Here is a 21,908-nt window from a genome sequence, read left to right on the forward strand (position 1 = left end):
AGCCGCCGCGCAAAGGCGACGTGTCCAATTGTCTGGGTGCCCCTGTGCGCCGGCCCGATCGGGTTGGCGCAGGTCCAGTAAGGACCCGGACCAACCATTCCATTTAGACGACCGGCAGGTTTTAATCGGCGTCCGGATCGCCGGCCCAAAATGCCCCAAGTATACGGCTAGAAAGGCTGCCAACGATCGAGCTTTGGTCGGAGGCGTGCTTGTCAGCGTCTTGGGTGCTTGACCGGCCTTTGCAATGGCCATCGCCATCGCAAGTATCGTGCGTGGCCAGTGAGACCGCAATTTCATCAGCCTGGAGCCGACCGTATCGGTGCTTTTTTCTGATTTAGGGATTTTTCGTTTTCCTCTTGGATCATCACGGGTTTGGAGAGGATCTGGTGTTAAGTGCCATTCGGAGCGCCGGCGAACCGCCCGAAATTAATGTGGTCGAGTCATGAAGCCTCCCGAATGCGTTAAACGAGACCCTTTATGGCGGCCCTGGCTGACAACAGTCTGAAAGCTGCAAGCGGCATGCGAAAATGGGGCGATCCTGAATGACGACAGATGCTATCAACATGAAAGAGGCTCGCCCTGAAAGCTGAGCACGCTTTATGCTCAGGCTGCTGACAAGGCCAAAGCAGCGTAAGTGCGTAGTGAAATCCAAGGTCCACATGGGTCGTCGCGCGTCCCGTGCGCCTGGGAAGGCGCCGGCCCGGCCAAGCTTTCCCAGCTCGTCCGCATGATGCTTCGCTGAGCGTCAATGGACGTTGGCGCGAGACCAAGGCGTCGTGCGTTGCAATCCGGACGGTCCAGGGTATCAGGAGTTTCACGGCCTCGGCCCGCTTGGCTGGCCACAGTTGAAGCTCCAACGTACCGGCTGGCACCGGGAAATTGGGCTCTGCGCTGCCTCAACGCTGATGGCACGGTCAATGCTTGCCTACCGATGGGGCCGCCCATGCCGTGATGCTGTCGGTCGACGTTCGCAAACCAGACCCTCGCGAGACCCAGCGAAGGGGCTCGCCGGTACGACGAGGGACCTTACCTCTTTATGCGCGGCATCATTATCGAGGATGACATGTTGCCTTACACGTCGTCCCTCGCGCTCGGGTCTTTGTGGGGCGGATGAAGTCCTGATCGCGGTGGCACTGCTGCATGTTTGCGTAAGACCCATCCAGTCACGATCGCGCTGTCCTTCGATGTCGCGGTGCTGATAGGCGGGCAGATCGGTGTGCGCGGCGCCCGCCAAAGGATCGTCGTCACGCCGGAGGAGGCGAGCGTCATAGCCGGCGCGCCGGCGAAAGGCGCTTTCTGTCGGATGCCCGACAATGTCGGATATCGCAAGTATCAAGGTTGGATCAAACCTTGCGAATCGGGGCTTTCTTACTTGGCACGGGGCATGCTCAGGTATCCGCAAACACCCAATGGATAACGAGCAGACTTCCCATGGCCTCACCATGCCGAAAGTTTCCCGGACGCATCCAAAGATGAGGCTCGCGTCAGGCCCAGCAACACGCTGACGGCTCATGTGGCTCGGCGTCGCGTGCCGATCCACTTTCTCCCAATAGGCGTTCGGGAGACATAGATCCTTCAAAATGAGGAACAGATCACTTTGCCAGGAACGCAGCCCATAACCCCACTCTCCCTACCAGAACTACCAAGCAAGCCCCGCACTCATGGGCTTCGCAGGACGTCCGTTGCGTCCGAGTTGGTCGGCGCGGGGCCGGCTCCGATCCCCGTCGCATGGGAGGACGGCAAGGCGAGGGATTTCGTGCTCGACAACGGCATGGAGGTGGTCGTCATTCCCAACCACCGGGCGCCGATCGTCACCCACATGGTGTGGTACAAGATCGGCAGCGCCGACGAGCCGCCGGGCAAATCCGGCATCGCCCATTTCTTCGAGCATCTGATGTTCAAGGCGACGACCAACCATGCGGGCGGCGAATTCGACCGCGCAGTGTTCGAGATCGGCGGCTCCAACAACGCCTTCACCTCCTCCGACTACACCGCCTTCTATCAGACAGTGGCGCCGTCGGCGCTCGAGCTGATGATGAGCTTCGAGGCCGACCGAATGCGAAACCTCATCCTCACCGACGATGTCGTCAAGACCGAGCGCGACGTGGTCATCGAGGAGCGCCGCTCAAGCACCGACACCAACCCGCAGGACGTGCTCCATGAGGAGATCGACGCGACGCTGTGGCAGAACCAGCCCTATCGCATCCCGATCATCGGCTGGATGCAGGAGATCGAGCAGCTGAACCGCGTCGACGCCACCGCCTTCTATGAAAAATACTACTGGCCCAACAACTCCGTGCTGATCGTGGCCGGCGATGTCGAGCCGGAAACGGTGAAGGTGCTGGCCGAGAAGACCTATGGCAAGGTGGCGCGCGGGCCCGACCTGCCGCCGCGCATCCGGCCGGTTGAGCCCGAGCAGAACACCAGGCGCACCGTCACGCTCTCCGACGCCCGCGTCAGCGTGCCCAGTTTTTCGACGCAGTGGGTGGTGCCGTCTTACCATACCGCCAAGCCGGGCGAGGCCGAAGCGCTCGACCTGCTGTCCGAAATCCTCGGCGGCGGTAACCGCAGCCGGCTTTACCAGGCGCTCGCTGTCCAGCAAGGTATCGCTTCCAGCGCCTGCGCCTATTTCCAGGGCACCATGCTCGACGACACCAGGTTCGCCATCTATGGCGCGCCGCGCGGCGATGCCAAGCTGGCCGATCTCGAAGCGGCGGCCGCTGCCGAAGTCGCTCGCATTGCCAAGGATGGTGTCAGCAGCGAGGAACTGGGCAAGGCCAAGGAGCGCTTTGTGCGCGATATGATCTTTGCCGAAGACGACCAGGACGACCTCGCCTGCATCTACGGCTCGACGCTGGCCACCGGCGGCACCGTGAAAGATGTCGAGGAACGGCCGTCTCGCATCCGCAGGGTTACCGCCGCGCAAATCAAAGCAGTTGCCGCCCGCTATCTCGCGTTCGACCGTTCGACCACGGGCTATCTCTTGCCCAAGACGGAGAATCAAGAGATGACGCTCGGCGCTCAGCCCCATGCTGCGATGAACATCCAGGAGGTGAAGTCCGAAAAGGGCATCATCGCCTGGCTGGTGGAGGACCACACAGTGGAAATCGTCAACATCGGCTTTGCCTTCAACGGCGGCACCACGCAGGACCCGGTCGGGAAGGAGGGGATGGCCAAACTGATGGCCGGCCTGTTCATCGAAGGCGCTGGCCATTACGACAGCGATGCCTTCCAGGTGAAGCTCGACGATGCCGGCGCCGAAATGAGTTTGGACGCGCAAAGCGACGACATCTACGGATCGGTGTGCATGCTTTCCAAAAAGCAGGACGCCGCGTTCGGCCTGCTTCGGCTCGCGCTGAACGCGCCGCGCTTCGACCAGGGGCCGATCGATCGCGTCCGCGCCGAGATTGTCTCCGGCATCGTCGGCAGCGAGCGAGACCCTGGCGCAATCGCTCAGCGCAAATGGCTGCGCGCGATCTACGGCGCGCATCCTTGTTCAAGGCCGGGAGAAGGCACAAAAGAGAGCCTCGCCGGCATCACGCCGTCCGACCTCCTCGCCTTCCACCAGGCCATTTTCGCTCGCGACGGGCTCCATATTGCCGTGGTGGGTGACATTGACGCGAACACGTTGAGGGAAAGGCTTGACCAGCTGTTTGGTGATTTGCCTGAGCAACAAACCCTCGTCCCCGTCTACGATGTCGCGCCGAAACTCGGTCAACTGGTGGAGGAGAACTACGACCTGCCGCAGACTTCGCTAACGTTGGCCTGGCCTGGCGTGAAGCGTAGCGCGCCGAATTTCTACGCCGCCGTGCTGATGAACGACATCCTTGGCGGCTCATACTTGACTTCCCGCCTTTACGAGGAGGTACGCCAAAAACGCGGCCTTGCCTATCACGTCAGCTCTGAACTGACCCTTGACAAGCTTCTGGTTACGACAGAGACACGCTCGGATTGCGCCGCCCAAACGCTGAGCATCGTGCGAGAGGTGGTAAAGCAGATGGCGCAGCAAGGACCGACCGGGGCCGAGCTCAAGGCGGCGAAGAAGCACCTGATCGGCACCTATGCCATTGACCGTCTGGGCTCGACCAGCTCGATTGCAGACCGGCTCCTGGATTTGCAGATTCAAAATGCCGACGTCGACTACAACCAGCGTCGCGCCCGCAGCATCGGTCGGGTGACGCTCAAACAGGTCAAGGCGGCGGCCAAGAAGCTGCTTTCGGCCGAGCCCGCCATTTTGGTGGTCGGCCCGCCGCTGGGCGGCAAGGATGAGTAAAGAAACTCATCTCGCCTTCCTTCTTCCTTGGGGCTTCTCGTGGGAAGAGCGAATATGGAGGCCGGTGGGCCAAGCAGATCATGCAGACCCGCGGAGTCGTTTCGCGGGCCTTGCGCGGCATTGGCGGTCCAGGGGCCTCTCGCCGAAAAGGCGCTCCTCAGCATGCATGCCGCCTTTTGCAGAATACACTCGCACGCCACCAGCAGGCAGCGGGTGGATGAAGCAAACATCCGGCTGCTCAATCCATCAACTGATGAACCGCGGGCACTCAAACTAACGGAACTGTTGTCGTATGTTTGGTCTACCAACTGCTTTGCCGAGGCCCTAGGACGAACCCGCTGGTGCAGAATACACACCGACGGCCTGTCGACCTGGATGTTCGCTGCGTTGAGGAGGAATCCGGTATTGCCCCTGTGCCTGCCGATGATCCGCCGTCTGAAATCCCCGCACCTGTTTGGAGCCATCGACCGCCTGCCGGCACTCGGCAGACCGGTTGGCAATAAGACGTTCGAGGTCGTCAATCCGTCGACCGGCGAAGTTTTGGCAGAGCTTCCCGATATGGGCGTGGAGGAGACACGTGCTGCGGTAGACAAGGCCTATGTTGCGCAGTCGGGATGGGCCGCGTTGACTGCCCGAGAGCGTAGCGACGTTCTTTGGCGATGGCATCAGCTGATCATCGACCATGCAGGCGATCTCGCCGCGATTCTGACCGCGGAAATGGGCAAGCCGCTTGCCGAAGCCGTGTCAGAGGTATCGCATGCGGCGGCGTATCTGCAATGGTATGCCGAGGAGGCCAATCGCGTCTATGGCGAGACGATCTCGGCACCCTCGACAGACCGCCGAATGCTAGTGATCAAGCAGCCCATCGGCGTTGTTGGCACGATCACGCCATGGAATTTCCCGGCCTCCATGGTGGCGCGCAAGATCTCGCCGGCCTTGGCTGCGGGCTGCACGATCGTGCTCAAGCCCGCTGAACAGACGCCGCTCGTGGCTGGCGCAATGTTCGCCCTTGCCCATCAGGCCGGCTTTCCCGATGGCGTGGTCAACCTGATCTATGCGTCCGAAGGTGATCGCGTCGGCCGTGAACTCTGCACCAATTCCAAGATCCGCAAGATCAGCTTCACCGGTTCGACCGAGGTCGGGCGGCTGCTGATGCGTCAGTGCTCTGACCAGATCAAGAAGGTTAGCCTTGAGCTCGGCGGCAACGCACCTTTCATCATCTTCGATGATGCCGACATCGACGCTGCTGTTGACGGTGCGATCCAGGCGAAGTTTCGCAATGCCGGCCAGACCTGCGTTTCGGCGAACCGTATTTACGTCCAATCGAGCGTTCACGATGAGTTCGTCAAGAAATTCGTGGAGAAAGTCCGGCACTTGTCGGTTGGCGACGGATTCGGTGCCGGAGTAGACATCGGACCGCTCGTCGACAGGCATGCTCTGGCCAAGATCGAGTCTCACATCGCAGATGCCATTGCGAAAGGCGGCACAATACGATGTGGGGGCCAACGTATCGGCAAGAATGGCACGTTTTTCGAACCCACGGTCCTCACCGAGATTTCCAGCGTCATGGCAGTCGCGCAAGAGGAGACATTCGGGCCGCTCGCGCCGATCATTCGCTTCAACGATGCGGATCAGGTCGTGCGCGAGGCCAATGACACGATCTACGGCCTCGCCGCATACTTCTATGCCTCAAACCTGAAGCGGGTCTGGCGTGTGGCAGAGGCTCTGGAATATGGCATGGTTGGCATCAACACGGGACGCATGTCCTCGGAGGCGGCACCGTTTGGCGGGATCAAACAATCCGGCATCGGGCGGGAGGGTTCCCGTCATGGCCTCGAGGACTATCTGGAAATGAAATATCTTTGCATGGGCGGGATTTGAAACCTGCTGCACTGTCTCTCCGCCCCACCGGGGGGCGGCCTGCGGCCAATGCCGCCACCTAATTGGAAGTTCCAAACGCCGTTGACCTGAAACACGGATGCCCGGCAGGAGACTGAGCTCGCTGCCGGGCCGGACATGCCTTGGGAGGGCATAAGTCAGCGCTCCTAGGGCCGATGGGCCACTCAGTTCGTGCGCCTTTTGCCGATTGCGTTGCATGTGCCGTGCCAAGCCAAAAAGCATTGATAAACCGCCGATGGATCAGCTTTTGCCCTGTTGCGCATTCTACATTGTGGGGATATGCGACAATGCCCAAGCGGTTGAATCGTCGTGTTGCAGACCCCCAGACGGGTCATGACTGCTGTTCTTAGGACAGTGCGCAGCAAGCCGCTACTCGCTGCACTCCAGGCACACCATTTCCATAATCAAGCGGTGGGTGCTATGTCTGACCGAGCTGTCGACCAGGGAGCGGTGTGAGGCCTCAAATCCCTCCATATTGTTGCACCCGCCGGTCCAACAGGACTGCAGGTCCGGACTCAAAGGATCTTGGCTGCTATGGCGACATTGCGGTGCACGCCGCTTTCCGACCAATGATGTGCGTCCAGGTCGAGGCCGGCCCTAATGAACCACCGCCTTGGCACCCTCGCCCATCTCATTGCGGCATCGACAAGCTAGACCAGAGCGCACCTTGCAAGGCGCCATGCAGTCCTGTCGGCGGGCGAACTGTTGGTGACGGGTACAGCTGCGAGCGAACGTTCATCCACCGACGCACAGCGCGGACTGTCGCTTTTCAAATTAGGAAATCTCTGTAGCCACCATTCATGAGCGCGCGGCCACGCGAGACGGCCCGACGGATGCGGTCGCGCAGATGATCGCGAGGATCCGCCCAGTCGGCATGGACGCGCCGTTGACCGATGAGAACTTCGGCGAGCTCGCGATGAGGTGCTCCGGCGAGCGAACCGTCGAGCGCACGAAGAACGAAGGACAAACGGACGCCGCGCTTTTCCGGCGCAAACAAGCGGGGGGGCAACTGTTGCCCTAGACTGAGAGCATTGAGGCACTCCAGTCCCCTCAGTCGATGCTTTAAAAGCACCGCGGGCCAGATGGCTTGCGTATGCAGGCAAACAGGGTGGAGGATATTCGCGCCCGAGACGGCGAGCTGCAGCGCGTGGTCCGCATTGCGAAGAAGAACATGCTGGCTCTTGTCGGGCGCCAGCAGGACGGTTGCACGACAGGGCAATGCCGAGAGTTCGAACGGCGGTGTCGGCGACGAGGCAGGCAACCGTTCCGCAATGACCGGCAGCACATGGACGCACCAGAGCGGACACCAGAATACGACCGAAGCGCGGCCACAAGACTCCGCGAAACAGAACACCCCAGCGTGACAGGTCGCCGGCCGACGCGACCATATCGAGAAAGGATTGGAGAGACCAAGTCTTGCAATGCTGGCGCGCAGCGGTCAGATCGCGCTGGAACGCTGGATTGCGGCGTAAGAACTCCCAAGCCCACTCCCGCAGCGTCAGGCCAGCGGTGTAGTCGTATGATCTTTCATCCCGCCAATCGGCCTGATCCGCGCCAGTCAGGAGATTCATGACTGACATCCCCTGCCCGCGCCTGCGTGCGTCGAAACATTATGCCACTTCGCAAAGCATCGGCGAAGGCAGCAGACGTCGAAGACCCCGTTTCGTTGAAGCGTCAGCCATCGCCACTGTCGGCGACAGAAGATGTGCCCAAATTGCCACCAGACCGTCGAACTGGCACAGCGACGGCCAGCGCGACCTGGAATTGATCCCGTAACGGTCATCGGCTCCTGCGTCGCGATCCAGACGTCCCTTGAAGGCGCAGTAGCGCGGCAGTGGATCGCACGCTGCTTGTCGGCAAGTTGTCGTAGCGGCGGCGCCATAGGCACGGTCATCGGAGGGTCTCCTGCGGCAAGTTTTCGCCATTGGAGGCCAATCTCCCCGCTAGGGCAGCCTGTGCAGTTGCACAGGTGAAGCGGATCAATCAGGGGGAGCCATGGCGGAAACTGGATGATGGCGGCTTGAGGAGAGCGGCGTATCGAGGCGGGTGATGAAGCCTGCCAGTACCTCTCAAGGAGAGTGATACGCCATGAACGAGACTATCAACACATTGTTCGCCTTCGTCAGCCCGACGAAATCGATGATACCCTGACGGATGTACTTCGCAGCGGCGCGCGCAAATTGCTTGCGCATGCGATCGAGATGGAGGCCGAGGCGTATGCCAAGGCGGTCGACTGCCTGACGAAAGATCAGAATGCGTCGCTGGCGCTCTACGATTTCCCCGCCGAACACTGGGATCATCTGCGAACGTCCAATCCCATCGAAAGCGTCTTTGCAACCGTTCGCTATCGCACGGTTCGCACCAAGGGCTCGCTATCCTCGAAAACCGCCCAGCTGATGGTCTTCAAGCTGTTGGCCGCGGCCAGGAAGTGGCGACGATTGAAAGGACAAAATCAGTTGCCGAAACTCATCGCAGGTGCCAGGTTCCTGGACGGAATCCAGGTCATCGAAACGAAGCCGCAGAGCGCCGCTTGATCAGCCTCGTCGCCCAAATTCCAGCATAGCTCCATCGGAACTGCCAGCCTTCCTTGCCGATCAGGCGCATATCAGCGCTGACGATACCGAGGACGGCGATGGCGATCACCTCCAGGCCGCCGAGTAACGACCCTCAAAACACCGCACTGGTCGAGGCCAGCCTGAACCGGTATCTTGTGCCTGCCCTCGGGAGTCGCTCTATCCACCATGTGATCGACACCGACATTGCTAACATCACCAAGAAGATCGTCGCCGGGGGTCACCCGCAAAGGGCTAACACGGCCTTCTGGTATATGCGGGCATTTTCAACTGGTATCGCAAACCGCCGCAACGGCTCATCGCGGTTTCCCGCGAGGGTTTGGAAAATTAGGTATCCGGCCCCGATCGTCAAGCGCAAGCGAGTGGTGAACGATGCCGAACTGGCGGCTATATGGACGGGCTGTGAGCCCGAACCGGGCGATATCGGCTATTCGTTCGGCTCCATCGTCAAGCTGCTCATGCTGACCGGACAGAGGCGTACGGAAGTTGCCGCGATGCATTGGTCTGAACTCAACCTTGAAGCCGGAACATGAGAACTATCGGGTGACCGCACGAAGAACGAAGAGCCTACGCTTATTCCGCTGTCCACACTGGCGGTGTCGGTCCCCCAGTCGGCACCGAAGACTAATGACACGTTTGTTTTCCCTGCCAGGGTCAACAAAAAAAGCCACTTCTCAGGCTACGCGAAGGGCAAGAAGGCTCGAGACGGCAAGGTCAATGTTGACGGGGTGGCTTTGGAGAACGGGACCCTTCACGATCTGCGCAGGACGCTCGCGACAAATCTCGGCAGGCGGCAGGTATTGCCACACGTCATCGAGCACATAGTGAACACAAGGCGTCGTCCCTGAGACATTGGCGAAATCTACAATCTCTTTAGCAACGTCAAGGAGAGGCGCGAGGTGTTGCAGATGTGGTCAAATCACATCGAATGGCTGATCAAGCAGGCTGCGGATGACGCTCTGGCGGCGTAGCTGCTGGCATGGGCGGAAGATGCGGCGCAACAATCGTCAGAGCCTCATCGAATTGGAGATCATGCTTGACCAGCAAATGCGCGGCCAATGCTTCGATGGCTGACCAGTGATCGAGTACTAGCCGGGCCGTGCGATCTTCGATCCGCCTCCAACGGGGGCGGCGCGGCATCAGGAACCGCAACTCACCATAGATTCGCTTGGCATCCGCGTAGTCGCTGCTCCCGTCATTCCCATCGGACGCATTCATCGCCATATCGCGCGGGTCCAGATAGCCTTCGAATGCGGATTCTGCAAAAGGACCTGCCAGACACGCAACTATCTCTTGGATCGCACAATCGCGTTTCAAATATCGATCCATATCGTCCTCGAAAATCGGCTTTCGCTTCGAGGTGACTCCTTGCGCTGAATAAAAACCCGCGCCTTCGACAACACCACCGCACTCTCCGTCACCGGCGTCGGGGTAAATACTAACACTTGAGAAAGCAGGGAGTTCACGGTCGTCGTCGAACACCTGACGGTGCAAAACGATGGCGGCCACCGCGTGCCCGGCTTCGTGATGCGCCACAAGCGGCAGATATTGGGAGGCTACATTCATGCGGTGCGGCTCTCAGGTCTAGTTTGCTTTTGCGCATAGGACCGCAATTGTCGTGCCAACTGGGAAAATCGTTTCGGGCAATGCGATCGCTCCGATAGCGTTGTGCCTCCTGTCTGACATTGTTGGGAAGTCGACACGCGCCCGTCGCAATGCGGTCGACCTTCCGCGCGAGTTGGGTGACCCGTGAAGGCGGCCGACCAGGACGATGTTGCGCTGATCGGCGACGAAGGCGCCGCCGGGCGAGATCGCGCATCAGGGGGTGACCGGCGTGTCGGCGAAGTCGAAGTCGTCGATGTCCTTGGCCAGCGGCAACTTGGCGACAGCGAACTGGTATTTGATGGAGCGGGCCTGCTTCTCCGATATCTCGGCCTGCAAGAGATCACCGACAATCCTGGGCTCGTGCCGTCGCTTGATGGCGACGCGCCCATGATCTCGTCATAGGCTCTGCGCATTCCGTAGAGCTTCAGCGCTCCCATCAGTTCCAGTACCTCGGTGCGTTCCATGGCTGTTTGTCCTCCTGAGACTGTCATAGCGGGCGCAGTCGGCGACCGCTCGTGAGCTAGCTTCAGCGCCTGGGGAATGGAAAGGATCGTGCCCGGCGCCGGATCGCGGCTGCGGGCCAGGATGTTGAGGATCACCGGCGCCGACGATGCACCGTGCTCGATGGCTTCCTGACAGGCGGCCTCGACCGCGCTCAATCCGTCGGTCAGCACCCAGGTGAGGATCAACACCATCTGCCGGTCGACGTCATCAACCGCCTTGAGCTGCGCCGCACCTTCTCCATTGCCGACCGCAGGACCCAGCTAAGGAACGGCGCGCGCCGTGTGCCAGGGATCGTAGACGACCTCGTTGCGGCCAAAGGAGCGAACGTGTTCTCCCACGACCACGCCATCCTCTGGCGGATGCGATCCGATCGACATAAGCATGGATCTCGACGGGCCGACCGACGGCACTCGACAGCACCGAGTATTTGTTGTTGTCGAAGCGCACCGTGCAGGTCTTCGACACCGACGGGGGAATGCAATGGAAGCCGTCGAAGCGACCGGCAGCCGCTCCCGCTGCGGCTTGGCCGCATTCGCCGACAGCAGCCGGTCCCGCGTCTCACGCCAGGCTCCCATGCGGGGAGGGCTGGTGCTTGCGCTCGTAGCGGAACTCCGTCTGCTCAGAACGCAGGACCTTGCGCACCACCTTGCGCGAGATCTTCAGCTCACGGCAGATCGCCTTGATCGACTTCCCCTGGACCAGCGACAGCCGACGTATCTTTGCAATCGTCTCTAAAACCAACATCCAAAACACAAATGCCTCCGATGAAGCCGGAGGCATCTTGATGACCCCATCGTTAAAGGGTCCCGTTTGGACGAAAATCACCCTTTAAACAGGGTCCCCATTCCACGAAAAATCAATGCACTACCTTCCAAAGCTGCGAGAGATCGCCACCGACCGCTTTGAAGGGCCTTTCGGCGGTCTCGTCAGCGAGGTTGTGGCATGAAGAAACATCAATCCACAGCATTGGGCCGAAGCATGCCACGGGCTCATGCCGCGGGAGAGCGGGAAGATATTCTTGAAAGAAGCGGTCTCCGACATCAATACCGACAGGATGGGCAGCTTTCTCACATCACTTGAGGTCGAGCGTGGCAGTTGCGACCCGCAATGCAAGGCTGGCGGCGATGCATGCCTTTGCGCGGTTCCTGATTTCGGAGCACCCCGAATATTAGGATACGCTGCAACTGGTGGTGACACTTCCCTTCAAGAGAGCGCGTGGGTGGCACCTGTCGAATATCTCGATGAGCCCGGAAATCAAGAGCGTCCTGGCGCGTATCGACCGCCGCACGCCTTCTGGACAGCGGGATTACGCTCTGTTTTCGCTGATGTTCAATACGGATGCACGAGTTCAGGGATCCTGACTCTTCGATTGTGACCTTCGTCTGGTATCGCCCTGTCCCGCCGAGCAAAGCAACGACCGCCCCACACTGCTCACCCGGTTCGGTGTTCGATACTTGCTGCGCACACATGGCTGCGGGCGAAGGAACCACCCTGGCGGAAAAAAGCATCCATCATCGCCCTTTGCGGGACACGACGGCCATCCACCTCGTCAAGGCGGGTGTTGACATCGCCACCATCAGTCGATGGCCAGGCCACTCGGGCTGAACTAACGATGCGCTACGCCCAGGCCGGTATCGATATGAAGCGGCAAGCGCTCGAACAAGTCTTCCCCGACGTGATGTCATCGGCAAAAGATCAGACGATCATCGCTTTGATGGCTGGATGTTTGGCTGGCTGCACCGCTTGTAGACGCTCAGTTATGTGGAGTTGTATCGCGGGAAGTCGCGCGTCTTGGGCTTTTGCGATGTCAGCTCCACATCTCTCCGCAGTGCACGTTGTCACTGTTGAAGAGCCGTTTGTTCAATCTTCGTCCTGGCACGGCAAGGGTTGTCCATATTGTGGGCGTCTTACGCTTGCCGAGCTTGTCCGAAATCCAGCGCCGGATCAGGCGTGAACACTGTTGCGTAGTTCGTCAGCCAGAGCGCGGAGAACGTCGGCGCTTCCTTCCAGCGCCGTAAAAGCGTAGGGATTGAGGAACTGTCGGCCCCAGAACAGATTGCGATCTGTGCCGGATAGCGTAGCTTCCTCGCTAACACGCGGCCAATTCTCCGCAATGCATCGGAGCTGGCCTTCAACAATCGCAAGAGCTTCCGGCGCGCTGAGCAGGAAGTGATGCGCGGCTTCAAGGCAGGACGCTATCCGGCTCATGCGGTTATTGCCGCTGATGAGCATGGCCTGGCTGGCCTCCTGGCCACTGCGGGCCTGCGGACAAATATCGTACGCAGGCGTGAGGGTGAGCTTAGCCCCATCCCAGAATGCCGCATGGTTGCGGGCATGATCGTCGGTGTTGCCGCAAAGTATGTTGAAGACAATGCGGCTGAATAACTCGCGCAGAGTTTCCGACGGCGCGGTGAATCGGTGGCGAATGATCTCCGCCAAATCCTGGTAGCTGGCGTAACGCGCCATCATCTCATCGAGCGCGAGCATCGTCAGCGCTGAGACCATGGATTTGCGTTGCCAGCCGCCCGTGACCTTGATCCGGTCGAATCGCTCGACGAGCAACACGTCGTTGCCTGCGGCGCGAACGAGCGAGACGGATGCCGCTCTGATGCCGCACAAGGCGGCAAGCCGCATGGCTATGAATTCTCCTTTGACGACGCTGTAAAGGTCGGCAGACGAGGAAAATTTCGCGACATGCTTGACGGCGTCATCCTCGATCAGCGCCTTTGGCCTTGCGCCGCCGATCGAGCTGCCGTGATGCAGCGCCTGATCTAATTCGGGGGTGAGCGGAATACCTTTCTCTACCCGCTCCGCCGATTGGACAAGCTCTTCGAGAGTGGCATTGGCCAGTGCGCGCGGCTCGTAATTCGTGGGCGAAAACTGAAAATCGAGCGCGCCGATGCGGTCCGAGCCTGATTCCAGCAGGAACGTCAGTTCTGAAATATCGAGCCGCGCGATTTCATCGCCCTTCACACCGAATTTGCGGTTTAGGATAACCCGTCGTCCCCAGGCATCGGGGGCAGCATCGCGGATGCATCCCGGCATGGTTAGGCCAGGAAGCAAAGGCAATTCGCCTGCCTTCAGGGGCAGTTCCGGGAGATAAAGCGGGATCGCGCTGCCCAGTTCACGAAAGCTCCTGCCATAGTTGAAGCTGACGAGTCCGTCATGGGCATATAGCCGCCCGGCGACAACCGGCGCGGTCTCGCCCGGCAGCCAGACCCAGACATAGGCTTCGTCGTACTTGGGGACCTTAGAACTCATCGACGATCTGCTTGCCGGCCTTGTAGACGTGCTTCGGCAGCAGCGCGATGCGATCGTCAATGCGGCCTGTGAGGGCTGTGATGCCATTGCCGTCGGCATCGAACAGCTTCACACCGACAATGGCAGCAGCTTCGAACATCAGTCCGATTTCGACTTTGGGATCGCCCTTCTCGATGCGCTGCAGGGTGCTGCGTGAAACACCGATTCTCTCGGCTAACTCCTGTGCGGTTAATCGGTGCTGCATCCGGCCCAGCCGGATGGTCTTACCGAAAAGGCCAAGCGCTTCCATCGCGTAGCGCGAATAGGTGCGTTTATGCGCTGCCGTCATTCGGGTCTCCGTGACCTATGCATGATCCATATCACCATCTTTCGACCTTTATATAGGTAATGTCGCAGAGCGACTGCCAAAGTCAAGACTCCGTATCGTATGACTCAATCCCCCTGATTCGACTTTATATGCAGCAAGAGTTCGCATCACGGCTACGTTCGGAAAGCCAGGTAGAATGCGACGGGAGACGCAAGCGTTACACGTCCGAACAAGGAAGGCGAATATTGCCTACGGCTCCTGCACAACCGGCCAGCTCTGCGCGCCTCGGGCGAGGCGGAGATCTGGCGCTGGATCGCGGACAGCCTTGAGACGCCTCGCATGAGTCATTCGATGGGCGGTCCCTGGTGCGAGGCCGAGGCGCTCGACTACTGGCCGACATCCTCGGCGGCGGGACTCGCAGCCGGCTATACCAGCACTTTTCGACCGCATACGCGCCCAGCTTCTCTCCGAAATCATTGCCAATGAGCGCGAACCTCACGCGATCGCCGAGCTGGCCTGGCGGCGCGGAATCTACGGCGTATTCGAGACCGCCCAAGGGAGCCTGACCAGCGTAACGCCCTCCGATCTAAGCGCCTTCCACAAAGCCGCTTTCGCCCGCGACGGGCTGCATGTGGCGGTCGTAGGCGACATAGATGCCAAAGCCCTGAGAGCAAGGCTCGACCAGCTGTTCGGCGATTTGCCTCAGAAACAGGCGCTCGCCCCCGTACCTGATGTCACCCCGAAGCGCCGAGCGGACGCAGGTCGCATACGCCCTCCACCAGACTTCGCTCCAGCTGGCCTTTCCCGCCATTGGACGCAACGACCCGGAATTCTACGCGGGACAGCTGATGAACGATATAGTCGGAGGCTCACGATTTACCTCACGTCTGTTCCAGGAAGTGCGCGAAAAGCGCGGCCTTGCCTACGGTGTCTCGTCCAGCTTGGAAGGCTACCAGCATTCCAACATGCTTGTCGTGACGACGTCGACGCGCGCCGACAGGGCGGCCGAGACGCTCGACCTGATAACACAACCAATCAACGAGCTGGTGGACACAGGCCCAACAGCGGCCGAACTCGAAGCGAGCAAGAAGTATCTGATCGGCGCCTATGCTATCGACAATCTGGGTTCCTCCAGGTCGATTTCCGCCACGCTTGTCGGGTTGCAGCTCGACAAACTCGGCATGGACTACATCCAGCGCCGCCCGGCCCTCATCGAGCAGGTGATCCTCGACCAGGCAGGGCGGCGGCGAAGAAGCTGCTTTCGGCCGGGCGTTGGCCCGTGACAGCGAATAATCCCACGCTCTACAATAGCTGAAGGACTCGCCGAACTACGTGTGGCTGATCCGATTATGGTGTGGCAGAATGAACGCCTTGAGACTGCCTGCGCGCCCTCGCAGACCAGGTTCTCTCCCGTGATTCGATTTCCCGCCCCGAAGAATGCCGTCGTTCCGAGAAAGTATTCTAACTTTTGCGTATACCAAATACGGGAAAGTTAGAAACTCTTGAATATGATGATTATGCTAGCTTTCCCGTATCTCAGGGAACTTTAGAAATGGCCCTTCACCTCGTTGTGAAAACATCGATAAAACCCGCAGCCACTATCAGGCTGAAACGGGCAAGCTCGTCCAGTTAATGCGCGGCATCTATCTCGATGCCGGGGAGGATATCGAGGCCATGATACTCAAGCACGCCATCGCCAAATACCTGTATCCCAACGCTTACCTCTCGGCGGCGAGCGCTGTGCTTCTCGGCCCGACCCGGGATGGCCGCCTGTTCCTGAGCGGGCGACGAATACAGCGCACGCGCTTGCGCTTGCTGGAAATCATTCAGAACGCAGCTCCCGACCACCCATCAGTCGCTCAAGCGGTTGTCGATGATGGAATGGGAGAATTCCGGATCGACGTCTCCTCGATGCGCCAGCGCTTCCTCGAAGCTTTCCGCCTGCGCAGCGAACACGCGGCATCCATCGGCGAGACGATGCGCGAGGCAATCGCGAACCGCCTCATAGAACAATACGGCAGCGCCCAGGGCGCTGCCGACGCGACATGGGCGCTTGCCGGCGCGAACCAGCGGTATCGCGAGGGCGAGCACGCCGAGCGCTTTTTCCTCCGCCCTCCACTGACCACAGAACCCGCACGCAACGAAGCCGCGCTCGATCTGATCGTGGCGTGGCACGGCTAGGTGCAATGTTTGCCCTCGCGCAGCAAGCCGGCTTTTCCTGACGTCGTCGTCAACCTGGGTCTATGCGACCGAAGGTGGTCGCGTGGGGCCGCGAACTCTGCTCCAATGCCAAGGTCCGAAAGATCAGCTTTACAGGCTCCACCGCGGTTGGCCGACTGCTCATGCGCCAGCGCTCGGACCAGATCAAGAAGGTCAGCCTCGAGCTCGGCGGCAATGCGCCCTTCATCGTCTTCGATGACGCGGATATTGACGCTGCGGTTGACGGCGCGATCCAGGCGAAGTTCCGCAATGCCGGCCAGACTTGCGCGTTTCATCGAACCGGCTTTACGTCCAATCGAGCGTTCACGATGAGTTCGTCGAGAAGTTCGTGGAGAAAGTCCGGCACTTATCGGTTGGCGACGGCTTCGCTCCGGGAGTGGACGTCGGACCACTCATCGACATGCATGCTTTGGCCAAGATCGAGTCCCACATCGCAGATGCCGTTGCCAAAGGTGGGATAATTCGATGCGCGGCCGAACATATCGGCAAGGATGGCACCTTTTTCAAACCCACAGTCTTCACCGAGATCTCCAGCATCATGGCGGTTGCGCAAGAGGAGACTTTCGGGCCGTTGGCGCCGATCATCCGCTTCCACGATGCGGATCAGGTCATCTGTGAGGCAAACGACACGATTACGGGCTCGCCGCCTATTTCCATGCCTCGAACCTGAGGCGTGTCTGGCGCGTGGCCGAGGCATTGGATGGCATGATTGGCATCAATACGGGCGTATGTCTTCGGAAGCGGCGCCCTTTGGCGGCTTGAAGCAGTCCGGCATCGGGCGGGAGGGTTCCCGCCACGGGCTCGAAGACTACCTCGGAATGAAGTACCTCTGCATGGGTGGAATCTAAATGACGTCGCCCCGAGTTTCTCCAGTTTTGGGTTCGTTTCCGGCGTGGGTTGTGCGCTGCTGGGCGGGTGAAGCGACGGGCGCTGGCGCGGAACCTTTCGCATAGCGCAGCGCGAGCGACCGTCGCGGGTTGAAGGTGGTGGCGAACTCGGCCGATGTCTGCCAGGCGATTTGGGAGTGCGGCCGCGCGGTGTTGCAGTCGGCGCGCCACAGGCGATAGCGATGCTTGCCATGCGCATGGAATGCCATTCGACCGGTTCTGATCCGCGCAGGAGAGGATGGCGTTCGAGATGAACTCGCTGGCATTGTCACTGACCAGTGATGAGCCGGTTCAATTCCCGGGCAACCAAGTGCCCTCGACCGTGCTGAATAGCGCGCCTTTGCCATACCGGCGGATTAGCGCGGCCGACCTTACTTCGGCATGATGCGAGCAATTTCTGCACCAGGCGCGCGACGTATGCCACTCCCTCAGATCGCCCAGCGATACGTCTGGGCCTGCATGTTTGCTGCCTTCTGCGATGGCTTGCCGACACTTTCGGCTCGCCGGGTGTGATGATCTTCTTCTGCGTCTTTCCCTCTCGGCGATATTGCCGTTCGGCCGTCCCGACCAAGGCCAAACCTCGGGCCGTTTTCCCGTTCCCGGGTAGAGCTTGAACGTCTCGTCGATGATGTCTCTGGCGTGCTGCGAGCTCAACGCCGAGGCGCTTGGCATCGATGCATGGCGCGACATGATTGCGGCGGTGTCGCACGGGTTCGACGGTTTGGGCTTCAGGATCGTGCGGATGGGCCACGCTTTTCTGGCGGCGCGAAACACGGGCAATGCGCGTTCAAAACCTGACAAAGGCAGAAATTTGTCAGGTTCAATCCAACCGCCATCCGGGCACTACGGAGGTTTTTCAAAGCATATTCATGCACTTGCGCGCTGAGCCCGCTGGCATGGACCTTGCAACGCTTGCAGCAGGACGGTATGCAATGGAGCAGACGAGGATGTTCTCTCCCCTGAACCGTGTGCCGTCTCTGAGAGGGAAATAAGCTCGTGCAGAAAATCTCACAACCTTTGACAACGGCTTTGGAGAACAACGTGGTGTTGCAGATCGAGTCCCCGGCTCCTTCGATTCAAGCGGAAACCTGGCTGCGTGGCGAGCCCCTCACCAGCTTCGAGCCTGGCAAAGTGTACATCGTCGAATTTTGGGCAACTTGGTGCGGTTCGTGTGTGGACGGGATGCCCCATCTGATGCAGCTGCAGGAGAAATACAGGGAAAGCGGCGTTGAGATCGTAGGAGTCGCGGCTAGTGAACGCGCTCCAACGGCCGATGAGGCCCGAAGCACGTTGGACGCTTGGTTGACGGAAAAGTTCCCGAATCTGAACTATCGGATCGCATTCGACTCGACAGGCGAAATGGACAAGCTTTGGATGGAGCCCAGCTTTTCTTTCTGGATTCCCACCAGTTTCGTGGTCGACCGAGACGGCTGCATCGCCTTTATTGGTGCACCGACGGAACTCGATGAGGTCTTGCCGAAGGTGCTTAACGGCAGCTGGCGCACCAGCGATAAAGCAAAATCCGCCGATGCGGAGCGGATCGCTGAAGGCGAACCCATAGCGCGCGAACAAGCGCTGAAGAAGCCGATCAATGACAGATATCGGGCGGCGGTGGAGAAAAAGAATTGGAGGACGGCGCTCTCGGCGATCGAAGAAGGCATCGCCTTGATGCCGGACAACCTCGGTTTCCGCCGTTCTCATGTGAATCTGTTGCTTCACAAAATGAAGGACATGCAGGTCGGCTTGCCCGTCATGCGCCAATTCGTTCGCGACGCGATCAACAGAAACTCCGAGAATTGGATGGTTGCGGCGTTAGACGAGCTCTTCTTTCCGAACTATGACCATTCGCACTTTCCGTCTGCTGAGCGCTTGGCGATGGGAAAACAGCTGTCCGAACACATCCTGGCACTGAATCCCCCGGAAAGCGACAAACGTAAGCTCCTGCCCTATCGTTTGGCAGCCCTCTACTATCACGAGAGCGGCAACAAAGATCGGGCGATCGAGTTGATCGAACTGGCACTGAAGTCGCAGGGCGGTCCGGAGCTTATCCGGGACGAAGATGAACAGCGCGAAATATCCCATTTGCTGCAGTTCCTGGCCTACTTCAAGGGTGAGAAGGTTTGTTACGGCGCTCTGTGTGCGGTTCCAAACAATGGCCGATTCGACAGCTGGTATACCGTTTGCGGCTGACCGCCAGCTTATGTGAGGGACAGAACTGGCCGGGCGGACAGCTCTTGATGCGAACGGCGCAAACCCCGCCCGGCTTGCGAAATCACCTGGGCCGCTCTTTTGGACCTAAGTCCGAAGGACTGCGGCCTTGTACGATGCCCGCCTTTGTTTAGGCGGGCTATGAGCTGAGCTACGGGTTTTGCCCGCTACTAACCGTTCGCCAGCCTGGCGCAGGTGCCTCTCAACACCTCCACCACACCAAGGTTTCATGCCGGTAGCGAATTCGATCTTGGCGGCATGGCCATTAAGCACATGGGAGGGCCTCGCTGGCGGCATGCCTGTGATCTGGTACTGCAGCCCACGCTTGCCTCCGCCAGCGGTTCGATGAGGCAGCCTGTCGCACAATTGATATCAGGACTTCAATGCCGGAACACCGGACCCACCCTCAATTCAATAAATGAGGTGTCGCGTACCACGGTTGGCTGCTTGATCCAGGCAATTCAGGCCGCCGTCATCCTCAATGAGGTGACCTCGACCAGAGCCTCGGCCTTGAATGGCATGATGCAGGTGCATGGGATGGCGGCCACCGTCATTTTCGTCGATCCGAACGGAATTTCTTGCAACCGGTTTGCGGCTTTATCCAACACGCAAGGGCCGCGCTGTCGACAGTCTCCCAACGCACCAAAAAGGCAACTGTGCAGAGCAAGCCTTCTATCCATCAATCTCCCTTTTGAAAATCATCATATCTGTGACCAACACTGCGATATTTTTCGCGGCGGAAGGAGCCAGGCACAGTCATTTCCATGCGCAACAGCATTTCTAAGTTTCTCAGCTCGCCGGAACACGTCGGCGGCCGATGTCGCGCTCCGGGGGAGCTCTATTCCTTTTCGAACAACATCAGATTTGTCGCAGAACTGAGTGAATAGGATCTCGTCCACAAATCCATCATCACTCTTCGCATCGGCGATCACTTGAGAAATCTTCTTTCTTCTTTCGGCGCTAAGCTTCTCCAGCCAGCGGCCCGGCGTTTCGAAGCGTCTCCTTATCGCATCCGCCATGGACGCTGCTCGCACTGGCAATTTCTGCATGTCTGAAATGCTGACGAGACCTTCGGTCTGGCGTCAGGAAACAACTAGCCGACACGGCCTTTGGTCGGCGTCTCGGATGAAGTCTAGAATGCTTGCGTCGGCTCCAACCAACGTCTCTTCTGGAGCGGAAACACGCTCAGAGATTTTTCCACTCGGCGGTGTCGCGTCGAAGAAGCGTTCTGCAAAAGAATAGTCCCCCGAAACCGCCGTCATGAACCACAGGGACATAGCTGTGACGAATTGATATTTCGCGTAGTTACATCGGAAACCGACTCGCAAGTCATAAGATGAGCTCTAGTGTCATTATCATTCCAACCGTAAGGCCTCCCTGTAGCGTGCCAATTTCCGGACTTACGTCGGCGAGTTCTTGATAATCGTTTTTTCCGCACGAAACTTAAGGTCCCATAGGAGAAGGCGAGGAAATCAATGCACGGTAGCAACGACGAGCCTGTCTCTCGAGAAATTGTAGAAGCGAGAATCAATTCTGAGTTCCACGTTTGAAGGCCGATTCCCAGTGCAGCGTCTGGACCCGGAGGCGTCTAGGAATCCAACAGCGGCATTCAACCAGAACCGAAATTCACCCACGTCGAAATGCGCAATGTTCGAGCGTATGGTCTCAGCGGCATGCTTTTCATGGACCCGCGCCAGCTTGCAGATTGTCATTGCCAGCATGATTGGCTGGCTGTTAGCCCGCTCCCACAGGAAGTCGTCGTCTAGAAATGCTGCTTCGTCAGCATCCGAAAACTCGAATCCACTACTGTCCCGTACCTCGGCAAGATTTTCATAGGGATGACTGTGGAAATCACCGATGAGCGTCAAGTGTGGTGCCCATCGATCCATCAGTTCGCTCTTCAGGCGGACAGCCTGATTGTTGGGCTTCACGCTGTTCCGTGATCGCTCGGCTGAAATGCTGAGACTCATAAGATCGACATGGAAATGGGTCGTTCCTTTCGAGTCCTCGCGACTGAAGCCCCAAAGATACCCCAGCGTTTCCAGCTTTGTTCGGCGCGGACGACCATCTCCGAGAACATAGGCTTCCAGTGTGGCAAGCGTAATAGTGTGACGAGCTGCATCAGAAAGGGAAATGGTGAAATTCATCGTGCGTTACCTGAAGGTGCCTCC

General features: G+C 59.2%; 13 protein-coding genes and 8 pseudogenes. 11 read left to right on the forward strand and 10 right to left on the reverse strand.

The features are described 5' to 3' along the window. Positions 1-1,693: 1,693 nt before the first annotated feature. The 3 genes and pseudogenes from EN862_RS19830 to EN862_RS19840 form a co-directional block, all read left to right on the forward strand. Positions 1,694-2,998 (forward strand): annotated as a pseudogene (locus EN862_RS19830) (pitrilysin family protein); the annotation flags it as partial. Between the two features lie 549 nt (positions 2,999-3,547). Then, a pseudogene (locus EN862_RS37530) lies at positions 3,548-4,273 on the forward strand (pitrilysin family protein); the annotation flags it as partial. 405 nt (positions 4,274-4,678) lie between these two features. Beyond that, positions 4,679-6,154 carry an NAD-dependent succinate-semialdehyde dehydrogenase gene (locus EN862_RS19840; protein ID WP_126102500.1) on the forward strand — a complete coding sequence of 492 codons (1,476 nt, stop codon included), beginning with the start codon at positions 4,679-4,681 and terminating at the stop codon, positions 6,152-6,154. A gap of 787 nt (positions 6,155-6,941) precedes the next feature. Here EN862_RS19840 and EN862_RS19845 read toward each other — a convergent pair. Further along, positions 6,942-7,457, reverse strand: coding sequence for a DUF2285 domain-containing protein (locus tag EN862_RS19845; RefSeq protein WP_245329899.1), 516 nt, complete (start codon positions 7,455-7,457; stop codon positions 6,942-6,944). Positions 7,458-8,250: 793 nt separating this feature from the next. On the opposite strand from EN862_RS19845, the gene EN862_RS19850 reads away from it, so the two are divergent. Both EN862_RS19850 and EN862_RS19855 read left to right on the forward strand, forming a co-directional pair. Then, positions 8,251-8,706, forward strand: a complete 456-nt coding sequence (locus EN862_RS19850; protein ID WP_281015810.1) for a transposase — start codon at positions 8,251-8,253, stop codon at positions 8,704-8,706. 98 nt (positions 8,707-8,804) lie between these two features. Then, a complete protein-coding gene (locus EN862_RS19855; protein ID WP_126097374.1) occupies positions 8,805-9,278 on the forward strand; it encodes a hypothetical protein in 474 nt (157 codons plus the stop codon). A 403-nt stretch (positions 9,279-9,681) separates the two neighbouring features. Here EN862_RS19855 and EN862_RS19860 read toward each other — a convergent pair whose 3' ends face one another. The 6 genes and pseudogenes from EN862_RS19860 to EN862_RS19880 all read right to left on the reverse strand — a co-directional run bounded on the left by EN862_RS19860 (position 9,682) and on the right by EN862_RS19880 (position 14,443). After that, entirely contained in the window at positions 9,682-10,311 is a 630-nt protein-coding gene (locus EN862_RS19860; RefSeq protein ID WP_126097373.1) for a hypothetical protein, read from the reverse strand. A 192-nt stretch (positions 10,312-10,503) separates the two neighbouring features. Further along, positions 10,504-10,814 (reverse strand): annotated as a pseudogene (locus EN862_RS36895) (ATP-binding protein); the annotation flags it as partial. Between the two features lie 10 nt (positions 10,815-10,824). Continuing rightward, positions 10,825-11,358: pseudogene (locus tag EN862_RS36900) on the reverse strand (IS21 family transposase); the annotation flags it as partial. A gap of 54 nt (positions 11,359-11,412) precedes the next feature. After that, positions 11,413-11,607 carry a hypothetical protein gene (locus EN862_RS36905; RefSeq protein WP_245519645.1) on the reverse strand — a complete coding sequence of 65 codons (195 nt, stop codon included), beginning with the start codon at positions 11,605-11,607 and terminating at the stop codon, positions 11,413-11,415. Between the two features lie 1,191 nt (positions 11,608-12,798). Beyond that, positions 12,799-14,115 carry a HipA domain-containing protein gene (locus EN862_RS19875; RefSeq protein WP_126063913.1) on the reverse strand — a complete coding sequence of 439 codons (1,317 nt, stop codon included), beginning with the start codon at positions 14,113-14,115 and terminating at the stop codon, positions 12,799-12,801. After that, positions 14,105-14,443 carry a helix-turn-helix transcriptional regulator gene (locus EN862_RS19880; protein ID WP_167498459.1) on the reverse strand — a complete coding sequence of 113 codons (339 nt, stop codon included), beginning with the start codon at positions 14,441-14,443 and terminating at the stop codon, positions 14,105-14,107. The genes EN862_RS19875 and EN862_RS19880 overlap by 11 nt, the downstream gene beginning before the upstream one ends. 604 nt (positions 14,444-15,047) lie before the next feature. On the opposite strand from EN862_RS19880, the pseudogene EN862_RS37535 reads away from it, so the two are divergent. The 4 genes and pseudogenes from EN862_RS37535 to EN862_RS19895 form a co-directional block, all read left to right on the forward strand. After that, positions 15,048-15,104 (forward strand): annotated as a pseudogene (locus tag EN862_RS37535) (hypothetical protein); the annotation flags it as partial. A gap of 49 nt (positions 15,105-15,153) precedes the next feature. Next, positions 15,154-15,705: an insulinase family protein gene (locus EN862_RS37540; protein WP_335930839.1), complete on the forward strand. Its 552-nt coding sequence runs from the start codon at positions 15,154-15,156 to the stop codon at positions 15,703-15,705. A gap of 269 nt (positions 15,706-15,974) precedes the next feature. Then, positions 15,975-16,600: pseudogene (locus EN862_RS19890) on the forward strand (type II toxin-antitoxin system HipA family toxin); the annotation flags it as partial. Next, positions 16,591-17,490: pseudogene (locus tag EN862_RS19895) on the forward strand (aldehyde dehydrogenase family protein); the annotation flags it as partial. The pseudogenes EN862_RS19890 and EN862_RS19895, both read left to right, overlap by 10 nt. Here the strand turns inward: EN862_RS19895 and EN862_RS19900 are convergent. Then, a pseudogene (locus EN862_RS19900) lies at positions 17,487-17,808 on the reverse strand (hypothetical protein); the annotation flags it as partial. The pseudogenes EN862_RS19895 and EN862_RS19900 overlap by 4 nt on opposite strands. Before the next feature lie 331 nt (positions 17,809-18,139). On the opposite strand from EN862_RS19900, the gene EN862_RS19910 reads away from it, so the two are divergent. Together EN862_RS19910 and EN862_RS19915 are read left to right on the forward strand one after the other, a co-directional pair. Then, positions 18,140-18,415, forward strand: a complete 276-nt coding sequence (locus EN862_RS19910; RefSeq protein WP_126097371.1) for a hypothetical protein — start codon at positions 18,140-18,142, stop codon at positions 18,413-18,415. Positions 18,416-18,525: 110 nt separating this feature from the next. Continuing rightward, positions 18,526-19,719 carry a TlpA disulfide reductase family protein gene (locus EN862_RS19915; protein WP_245458614.1) on the forward strand — a complete coding sequence of 398 codons (1,194 nt, stop codon included), beginning with the start codon at positions 18,526-18,528 and terminating at the stop codon, positions 19,717-19,719. Between the two features lie 719 nt (positions 19,720-20,438). On the opposite strand, the gene EN862_RS36910 is transcribed toward EN862_RS19915, so the two are convergent. After that, the gene (locus tag EN862_RS36910; RefSeq protein WP_245458613.1) at positions 20,439-20,756 is read right to left on the reverse strand and encodes a hypothetical protein; all 318 of its coding nucleotides are present in this window, start codon (positions 20,754-20,756) and stop codon (positions 20,439-20,441) included. A gap of 453 nt (positions 20,757-21,209) precedes the next feature. Further along, positions 21,210-21,884, reverse strand: coding sequence for a hypothetical protein (locus EN862_RS19925; protein WP_126097369.1), 675 nt, complete (start codon positions 21,882-21,884; stop codon positions 21,210-21,212). Positions 21,885-21,908: the final 24 nt, after the last annotated feature.

Origin of the sequence: Mesorhizobium sp. M2E.F.Ca.ET.219.01.1.1 (assembly GCF_004016445.2) — a bacterium.
Taxonomy (GTDB): domain Bacteria; phylum Pseudomonadota; class Alphaproteobacteria; order Rhizobiales; family Rhizobiaceae; genus Mesorhizobium.

Coding starts and splice junctions, on each gene's coding strand:
- EN862_RS19855 (WP_126097374.1), top strand. CDS start 8,805: ATGGCGATCACCTCCAGGCCGCCGAGTAACGACCCTCAAAACACCGCA.
- EN862_RS19880 (WP_167498459.1), bottom strand. CDS start 14,443: ATGACGGCAGCGCATAAACGCACCTATTCGCGCTACGCGATGGAAGCG.
- EN862_RS19875 (WP_126063913.1), bottom strand. CDS start 14,115: ATGAGTTCTAAGGTCCCCAAGTACGACGAAGCCTATGTCTGGGTCTGG.
- EN862_RS36910 (WP_245458613.1), bottom strand. CDS start 20,756: ATGGCGGATGCGATAAGGAGACGCTTCGAAACGCCGGGCCGCTGGCTG.
- EN862_RS19860 (WP_126097373.1), bottom strand. CDS start 10,311: ATGAATGTAGCCTCCCAATATCTGCCGCTTGTGGCGCATCACGAAGCC.
- EN862_RS19925 (WP_126097369.1), bottom strand. CDS start 21,884: ATGAATTTCACCATTTCCCTTTCTGATGCAGCTCGTCACACTATTACG.
- EN862_RS37540 (WP_335930839.1), top strand. CDS start 15,154: ATGTCACCCCGAAGCGCCGAGCGGACGCAGGTCGCATACGCCCTCCAC.